Origin of the sequence: Arcticibacter sp., from assembly GCF_045629565.1 — a bacterium.
Lineage (GTDB): Bacteria > Bacteroidota > Bacteroidia > Sphingobacteriales > Sphingobacteriaceae > Arcticibacter.
Genome location: NZ_JAZQRL010000049.1, coordinates 45,449 through 51,684 on the forward strand (window position 1 = coordinate 45,449; position 6,236 = coordinate 51,684).

Sequence of the window (6,236 nt, forward strand, 5' to 3'; positions counted from 1 at the left end):
CTTGTAAAAGCATCTCCTCTAATTATCTTACATCGTTTAATGCGGAAGCTTTTCTCTTATCAGTCCATATACATAGGTACCAACTACCGCTCCAAATATAACGATCAGCATCCCCAGATACCCATACCCAACATTCACGAACATGGGGCCGGGGCAGGCACCGGTTAACGCCCATCCCAAACCAAAAACTGTTCCTCCAATTAGGTAACGCGGGTAACTTTTATCCTTGTCACGAAAGACGATAGGCTTTCCTGAGTAGTCCCTGAGCTTAAATTTCTTAATGAGATATACGATCACTGAACCAAGAAGCACCGCTGTTCCGATAAATCCATACATATGAAAGGACTGGAAACGGAACATTTCCTGAATGCGATACCATGATATGGCCTCGGATTTACTCATAATTATACCGAACAATATGCCCGCTATGATATATTTTAATGATTTCATTTTTTTGAGCTTAAGTTTTAAAACAGGTGCGGAAGAATCAAATAAGTCATAAGCAATCCGCCAATAAAGAATCCGATGACCGCTACCAGCGAAGGCATTTGCATATTGGTCAATCCCGATATCGCATGGCCTGAAGTACAGCCTCCTGCATACCTCGTCCCGAATCCGACAAGTACACCTCCCGCCAAAAGAATAAGAAAACCTTTGGCCGAGAATACGGCATCCAGACCAAATAGTTGCGAAGGATTTAATTTACCATCAAAAGCAATCCCTATGCTTTCAAGGTCAGCAATGGTAGCACCAGAAAGCTCAACGGGCTGATGATTATTCAGGAAGGCAGAGGAAATAAATCCTCCTATCACCGCACCAAGTATGAACATCAGATTCCATTTTTGTGCTCTCCAGTCAAAGTCAAAGAATTTCACCTTTTTGCCTGCACCTGCGATAGTACATATCGTTCTCAGGTTTGATGATACACCAAAGAATTTGCCGAAATAAATCAGCAACGTCATGATGAGGGCGATGGCAGCACCTGAAATATACCAGGGCCAGGGTTGTTTAAGTAGTTCTATCATGTATTCACATCTTTTAATTAGCAGATTTCAATAATTAAGGAACAAAGATCTGATATTTATCAGGAGCCGACGGTGACTTCTGTCACCGAAGAACATCTTATTCTTAATCAGAAGCACGGATTAGCCCTCAGTTATTCATAAACATCTCTTTAAACAGGATAAAGGCGCCAATTGAGAGCACAAACCAACCAAATCCTTTCTTTAAATTTCCACCATCAATTTGGGTATTCAAGAATGCCCCGATAAACAGCCCGGCAATCGCGATGGCCGCCATTTTGAGCAAAAAGGGCCAATCGACCTGAAAGTGTTTCAGGTCCCCTGCGAAGCCTACCAACGAATTTAACGCGATGATCATTAGCGACGTTCCCACGGCCTCTTTCATCGGCAAGCCCAGCACAATAACCAGGACCGGAACAAGCAGGAAGCCGCCACCGGCACCCAGTAAACCGGTAGCCCCGCCGATCCCGATCCCAAGAAGCAGAAGCCTGAGGCCATTCTCCGAATGTGCTGATCTCGCTGGCTCCCCGCTCTGCTCTTCTTTAACCATTGAAAAAGCCGCTGCGATCATAAGCAGTGCAAACAGCACCATCGTAGCCTTGTTCAAGGTTATATCAAACCCGGATATCCTGAATAAATGTTCAGGAATTACCGGAATCAGATACTTCCGAATCAGAAACACGGTTGCAACGGACGATAGCCCAAAAGACAGTACGGTCTTCACATTAACAGAACGATTCATCCAGTTTTGGTAAGCCCCCACTAAACTCGTTGATCCCACAACAAACAGTGAGTAGGAGGTCGCTAACAAGGGGTCAACGCCAAATAAATAAACCAGCACCGGAACAGTGAGAATAGAACCACCACCACCTATAAGTCCCAGTGAGATGCCAATGAATGCCGACGCTATATAACCAAGAATTTCCATGTCCGTTTTCCTCCGACAAATATGACATGTTAAATCCGCTAACACGGTGACGTAAGTCACACAGGCCTACATCAGGTATTCGATATAACTGCGGTGAAGTATCACTTTCTTTTGCTGCTCCATTTTCTTGAGCAAGCGTGAAATGACCTCTCTGGAAGAGTTCAAATCCCGCGCAATCTCGCCATGTGTAAGCACGAGTTTCCTGGTCTTGAGATCTTCGTGTTGTTTCATGAGATACAACGCCAATCTTTCATCCATTGCCTTGAATGCAATATGGTCAATAACCACCAGCAACTCCTCGAATCTTGCCCGGTAAGTTTCCAAAACAAAGTAATACCATGTCTTATAGGTCCTCATCAGATCATCCATCAGACCGGTAGGAACGGCCAGCACGGTGGTCTTATCCACAGCGCTGGCTTTGACCTCACTTGTACCTTGTTTAGTCGAGCAGATCATCGACAGCGCGCAGGCTTCTCCGGGCTGAATGTAGTACATAAAGAACTCGCTTCCATCCTCAGCTTCGCGGTAAAGCTTTACAGAACCTTCTACGATCAACATGGTAAAACGCATATTCTGCCCGGTATTCATCAGCAGATCGCCTGCTTCAAAATACTTCAGTGATGCATGCTCCGAAAGAATGCGAACCAAACCCGGCTCGAACTGAGGAAAAGACGCTAAAAGGTGCTGCTTTACTGTTGTTTGGTCCATAGTTTCTTCTTGATCAGATGTCGTGTGACATTACAAAAATGCGCTTTTATACCCGAAAGCTGACAGATTTAATCACTCAATTTAATCAGCGACTCGGAAAGGATCTGTAAATTTTGCCGGTCAAGCACTCCGCTATGACGGTAAAGAACATTAAGGCCCCTGTCCATCACCACCCATGTGGGATAGGCCAAGGTGCCATTGTGCTTTCCAAGTGCTACGGCGAGTTCATGAACACCCGAGGATTCGCCGCTTGCCAGAAAACGGTAGGTTTTGCCTTTGACTTTAATGGGTTCCTTAGACTCAGCATTCAGCTGTGCATAATAAAAATGACTGCTATTTTTCTGGAACCTCTTATTCCGCTGAATATGAAATTTTTGCATCTTGCAATAGACACACCAATCTGTCGAAAGCAGCAATAAGACAGGCTTAGGCTGGACACTCATGCTATCCAGCAAGTCCTTAAAATCTAGCGGCCGGGCCTGTCCGCTCACGACAGGCGGGTTTGCCAGTGCCAGGCCGAAAAAGACAAACAGCACTATGCATAACCTCATCAAGTTTCCTGGTAGCTTCATCTTGTATTATCGATATAGATTATAACGTATTCCGAGGAAACCTCTTATACCCTGGTTCGGACCAAATACATAAGATGGATCAAATGTCAGTCCGTAAGGATTTTCAGGGGTAACCATTGCCTGTCCGCCAGCATCAAACTGCACATTTTTATCAAACGGATCATGCGCACGGGCAATAATAAAAGGATTGCCCTTATTTGGCGTCCAATTTAAAAGATTTTTAACCCCTCCGAAGATCTCAAGTCCCTTGCCTGCCGACTTAGTAAGCTGAATATTCTGAATACTCCACCACGGCGAATTTTCCCGTCGTGGATCTGTATCACTTAGAAGAGGAAGACGCATCGGTCCATAAAGATTTCCCGTGTAATCAACCGTCATTCCTATACCCCGGAACGCATATGCCACATTCCATACCCCCGTAAACTGCTCAGTGAACAGTTGTCTCACCTTCGCTCCTCCTTCTTTACTGTAAACATCCATTGCCGTACCGCCCAGCAAAAACTTCAGCCCATTAGGCAAAGCCATATCAACATTCAGGGAAATACCTTTAGACACTGCATGTCCGGCCAAATTATCGTATATGATCTTGTTCGGATCGGTATCATAATCGGCAATAATTTTGTTGTCAAAATATGTATAGAATCCGGTTGCGTCAAATCCTATCACCCCTCCACTCGAGGTAAAGATCTTTTTCACGAAGTTGATGTTGCCGTTCCAAGAAGTCTCCGGCTTGAGATCACTGAGGAACTCCACATCTCTCGATCCGGTAAGCGCGGCATGATCCTCCGTAAACACATTCGCAACCCTGTAGCCGTTACCTATGCTCAGACGCAGAACATTATTTTTATTCGCGGAATTCCATTTATAGTTTATTCTCGGAGTCAGGATACTCCCGTGAACGGAATTGTAGTCATATCTCAAGCCCAAAAGCACCTTATTGTTCTCGTTAAGCGTGATTTCATCCTGCACGAAGACGCCTGGAAGGTTGATATGTGACGCCTTGTTTCTGCCGGGCTCCCGGAAGGACTGTGTTGCCGGCGTATTGTCATCATAATAGGTATAACGATAAGCAAGTCCGGCCAGGATATCGTGCCGCTTGATCTCCTTGTTCCAGGAAAGCTGACCGAAGGCTACATACTGGTCAGCATTATACAGGGTAGTACCGTAAACGCTATTCTGATCATGTCCGTTCGCACTAAACATGAACGTAATTTTCTCCTTTAAAGGAAGCTGATAGGTCCCAAAGTATTCCCATCTTTTCGTATAAATACTCTCTCCGTATACTTCACTTCCTCCTCTGTAACTTTTGTTCCAGTTCATTTGTCCGCCCCAACGGTCTTCATACACGTATCTTGCTGCCATAGACAGAACCCGGTTCTCCTTTCGCTGGAAGCTCCACTTGTTAAATACGGAGATTCTGTTTTGGAGGGTGATATCTGTAAATCCGTCGTTGTTATTGTCTACCGGATTCTGGTAGTTAAAGTAATTAACACCAATGAGTGAATGAGCCTTCCCTCCTACCTTGAATTTGGCTGCAAGGTCGGCGTTTACCTCAGCCCAGCTCGTACTGAAAACGTCTGCGGATAGGATTGGTGCCGTAGAAGGATTCTTGGTGATAATGTTGATCAGACCACCTACCGCCTCACTTCCGTAAAGCGTTGATGCCGGCCCTTTCACTATTTCTACCCTTTCAATGAGCGATTGTGGTATACCGCTCAGGCCATAGACGGTGGACAGTCCGCTCACGATGGGCATCCCATCGATAAGAATCATGGTATAGGGTCCTTCGAGCCCGTTGATATGAATATCGCCGGTACTACATACATTACAATTCAACTGCGGCCTCACCCCATTAATATTTTGCAATGCGTCGAACACAGATGGTGTCGGATTAGCCCTGAAAAATTTAGAGGTATACACTTCTACGGGAACGGGACTGTCCAGTTTTGAAACCTCTTTCATCGTTCCCGAAACCACCACTTCGTTGAGAGAAGCATTGGATGCTTCGAGAGTTATATCGCGTATTACCGCTCCCGAATCTGATACGTCAATATGTCCTGACCAGGATTTGTATCCCGTAAAAGTCGACTGGATTCTCCAGTGTCCGTTAGGTACTCCTGTAATACGGTAGTATCCGAGGCTGTCTACCGAGGTTCCCATCTTCAATTGAGGGAGGAGTACGGTAGCCATTTCTACGGGATGACCGTAGGTGTCGGTTACCTTCCCCATAACTGCTCCGGACTGAGCGTTTGCGTAAAAGGAGCAGAGAACGAGTGCGAAAGATAAGAGCGAGGATAAAAAATTCATATAACCTAATTTATTTTTTTTGTTAATCAAAAACACTAAGTTAGATAACTCTAACAATTATAGCGAAACTTTGTTACAATATTTTTGGATTGCTGAATCTCTCTGGGTCAGCTGCACCTATTGCGGCCAATAAATTGCAGGATATCTATAGGCGATCCCGTGATCAGACTTAGCCCAGGGTGGGATCAGACTTAGGCCAGGGTGGGATCAGGCTTAGGCCAGGTTGTGGGTATAGCCGCACTTTAGCCATGGTAAAGCCACGTTGTAGCCACGTTCTTCTAGAAAAAGGTGGCTACAACGTGGCTGCACTGCGGCATTATTGCGGCTATACCCACTAGCTGCTCCCTAGCTGCTCCCCAGCTGCTCCCCAGCTGCTCCCCAGCTGCTCCCCAGCTACCCACTAGCTGGTCATGAATTGGTCACTGACATCCAACATCCCGAATACCGCCTATGTCATTGATCTTAAATCTGTTACCACTAATCATTCCACCCTCATCCCTCAAACATTCATGCTGATTTGGTGTATTCTATAGAACCATCATAAATTACCTATGGCTTCAGAGATTCAAGTCGGGCTCAGGTCGCATAAAATCTTATTTCTCAACACGCTTGGATTCCTTGTGAGTTTTTCTGCCTGGATGATAAATGGTGTTTTGGTTACTTATCTTACCGACAACGGGATATTTGAATGGAGCATGG

Annotated in this window: 6 protein-coding genes; all 6 read right to left on the minus strand. The window is 45.4% G+C overall.

Annotated features, from left to right (window positions below; translation table 11 throughout):
- Positions 1–36: 36 nt before the first annotated feature.
- On the minus strand, positions 37–450 hold the full coding sequence (locus ACKI5J_RS06835; RefSeq protein WP_407427846.1) for a DUF6691 family protein: 414 nt from the start codon (positions 448–450) through the stop codon (positions 37–39).
- A gap of 17 nt (positions 451–467) precedes the next feature.
- A complete protein-coding gene (locus tag ACKI5J_RS06840) occupies positions 468–1,025 on the minus strand; it encodes a YeeE/YedE family protein (protein WP_407427848.1) in 558 nt (185 codons plus the stop codon).
- 127 nt (positions 1,026–1,152) lie between these two features.
- Positions 1,153–1,950 (minus strand): sulfite exporter TauE/SafE family protein, encoded by a 798-nt coding sequence (locus tag ACKI5J_RS06845; protein ID WP_407427850.1) that lies wholly within the window; start codon positions 1,948–1,950, stop codon positions 1,153–1,155.
- A 66-nt stretch (positions 1,951–2,016) separates the two neighbouring features.
- The gene (locus ACKI5J_RS06850; RefSeq protein ID WP_407427852.1) at positions 2,017–2,658 is read right to left on the minus strand and encodes a Crp/Fnr family transcriptional regulator; all 642 of its coding nucleotides are present in this window, start codon (positions 2,656–2,658) and stop codon (positions 2,017–2,019) included.
- Positions 2,659–2,726: 68 nt separating this feature from the next.
- Complete coding sequence (locus ACKI5J_RS06855) at positions 2,727–3,230, minus strand: thioredoxin family protein (protein ID WP_407427854.1); 504 nt, start codon at positions 3,228–3,230, stop codon at positions 2,727–2,729.
- A gap of 6 nt (positions 3,231–3,236) precedes the next feature.
- Positions 3,237–5,537 carry a TonB-dependent receptor gene (locus tag ACKI5J_RS06860; RefSeq protein ID WP_407427856.1) on the minus strand — a complete coding sequence of 767 codons (2,301 nt, stop codon included), beginning with the start codon at positions 5,535–5,537 and terminating at the stop codon, positions 3,237–3,239.
- Positions 5,538–6,236 lie beyond the last annotated feature (699 nt).